The organism is Xanthomonas sp. SHU 166, from assembly GCF_000364685.1.
GTDB classification, from domain to species: Bacteria; Pseudomonadota; Gammaproteobacteria; order Xanthomonadales; family Xanthomonadaceae; genus Xanthomonas_A; species Xanthomonas_A sontii.
In genome coordinates this window covers 1-2,489 of the sequence record NZ_AQOJ01000974.1, presented here as the reverse complement: position 1 = coordinate 2,489, position 2,489 = coordinate 1, and the positions used below count along the sequence as shown (strand labels likewise).

Below are 2,489 nucleotides of genomic sequence, written 5' to 3'. Positions count from 1 at the left end.
TGGCGCCCGCGGCCAAGCCCGCCGCGGCGCCGCCGCCGGCCCCGAAACACGATGACGACGACGACAAGACGCCGCTGCCGTTGATCCCGGCGCCGGCCAAGGCCGAGCGCGACGGCGGCACCCTGACCATCGGCACCGGCGCCGTGCTGTCGGTGCCGCTCGACGATGCCGGCGCGCAGCGCGTGGCGCAGCAACTGTCGCAATTGCTGAGCAAGACCCGCGGCCTGTCGCTGGAGGTGCGTGCGGAGACCATCCCCGCCGACGGCAGCATCCGCCTGCAGCTCAACCCCAACACCGAGGTCGCGCAGGCCGAGGGCTACACGCTGGACGTGGACCCGCGCACCATGCTGATCCAGGCGCGCGAGGAGCGCGGCCTGTTCTACGGCGCGATCAGCGCCTGGCAGTTGATGACCCCGGACGCCGGCAAGGGCGAGGTGGACGTGCCGCAGGTGCACATCCGCGACTGGCCGCGCTTCGGCTGGCGCGGCGTGCTGCTCGACGTGGCGCGGCACTTCCACAGCCCCGACACGGTCAAGCGCCTGCTCGACGCGATGGCCCAGCACAAGCTCAACGTGCTGCACCTGCACCTGACCGACGACCAGGGCTGGCGCATCGAGATCAAGCGCTATCCCAAGCTCACCGAGATCGGCGCCTGGCGCACCCCGCCCGGCGCGGGCACCCACGGCCTGCCCGATCGCTACGGCGGCTTCTACACCCAGGACCAGATCCGCGACCTGGTGGCCTACGCCGCCGAACGCCACATCGCCATCGTGCCGGAGCTGGACATGCCCGGGCACGCGCAGGCGGCGGTGGCGGCGTATCCGGAACTGGTCGGGGTGACCCGGCAGCGGCCCAAGGTGTCGGTGGACTGGGGCGTCAATCCCTACCTGTTCAACACCAACGACAAGAGCATGACCTTCATCCGCGGCGTGCTGGATGAAGTGCTGCAGCTGTTCCCCTCGCCCTACATCCACATCGGCGGCGACGAAGCGGTCAAGGACCAGTGGGAACGCTCGCCGGCGGTGCGCGCGCAGATGCGCAAGCTCGGCATCAAGGACGCGCACGCGCTGCAGGGCTGGTTCAACCAGCAGCTGGCCGACTACCTGACCCAGCACCAGCGGCGCCTGATCGGCTGGGACGAGATCCTGGAAGGCGGGTTGCCCGCGAGTGCCTCGGTGATGTCCTGGCGCGGCGTGGACGGCGCGGTCGCCGCCGCCAAGCAAGGCCACGACGTGGTGCTGGCACCGGCCGGCTGGATGTACCTGGACAACCTGCAGAGCGCACGCAACGACGAGCCCAACGGCCGCCTGGCCACGCTGCCGCTGCAGAAGGTCTATGGCTTCGACCCGGTGCCGGCGGCGCTCAGCCCCGAGGAGAGCAAGCACGTGCTCGGCGTGCAGGCGGCGCTGTGGAGCGAGTACATCCCCTCCACCTGGCATATCGACCATGCGCTGTTCCCGCGACTGAGCGCGGTGGCCGAGGCCGGTTGGTCGCCGATGGCCGCGCGCGACTGGAACGGCTTCCTGCAGCGCATGCCGGCGCAGCTGGACCGCTACCGCCTGCAGGGCATCGCCTACGGCGACGGCGCCTTCGCTCCGGACATCGCCGTGCAGGGCGGCGACAACGCCGCGCTGGACAGCGGGAAGGCCACCGTGGTGCTGGGCAACCAGGCCAAGTTCGGCAGCTTCCGCTACACCACCGACGGCAGCGAGCCCAAGGCCGATTCGCCGCGCTACACCGCGCCGTTCGCGGTGACCCTGCCGGTCACCGTGCGCGCGGCCACCTTCGCCGACGACGGCCGTCTGCTGGCCGCGCCGCGCAGCCGCATCCTCGACCGCGCCAACCTGCTCAGCCGCGACACCCAGGGCCTGGCCTCGTGCGAAGGCGGCGAGCTGGGCCTGCGCGTGCCGCTGCTGCCGGACCTGGCCGACCAGGACACGCCGGTGTTCAACATCGACCTGTTCACCAGCTGCTGGCGCTACGCCGACGCGCGGCTGGACGGCATCGACCGCATCCGCATCGACGCCGCCCGCCTGGCGCGCAACTACGGGCTGGCGCACGACCAGGCCAAGGTCAAGCGCTACCCGGCGCACAGCCCGCGCGGCGAGTTCGAAGTGCGGCTGGGCGACTGCAAGGGCAAGCTGCTGGCGCGGCTGCCGCTGCCGGCCGGCAAGACCCTGGGCGACCAGTTCGCGCTGGAAGCGCGTCTGCCCAAGCAGACCGGCGTACACGACCTGTGCCTGCGCTCCACCGCGCCCATCGCCGGCCCGTACTACGCCATCGGCGCCGTCCATCTGATCGACACCGCAGCGCAGGCGCCCCCCGCCGCCGCGCACTGACCACGGAGACCCTCGCATGACCCAGCCGCCCCGCCGCCCCCGTTCCGCGTCGCGCACGCGCCTTCCTGCCCGCCTCGGGCTGCTGCTGGCGCTGGCCTTGCCGGCGCTGGGCCAGGCGGCGGCGCCGGCGACGCTGTCGCTGCAACAGGG

At 72.1% G+C, this 2,489-nt stretch carries 1 protein-coding gene; it reads left to right on the top strand.

Going from position 1 to position 2,489, the window contains the following annotated elements:
* A partial coding sequence (locus tag D180_RS21780) for a family 20 glycosylhydrolase (protein WP_017914439.1) occupies positions 1-2,339 on the top strand: 2,339 nt, incomplete at its 5' end.
* Positions 2,340-2,489: the final 150 nt, after the last annotated feature.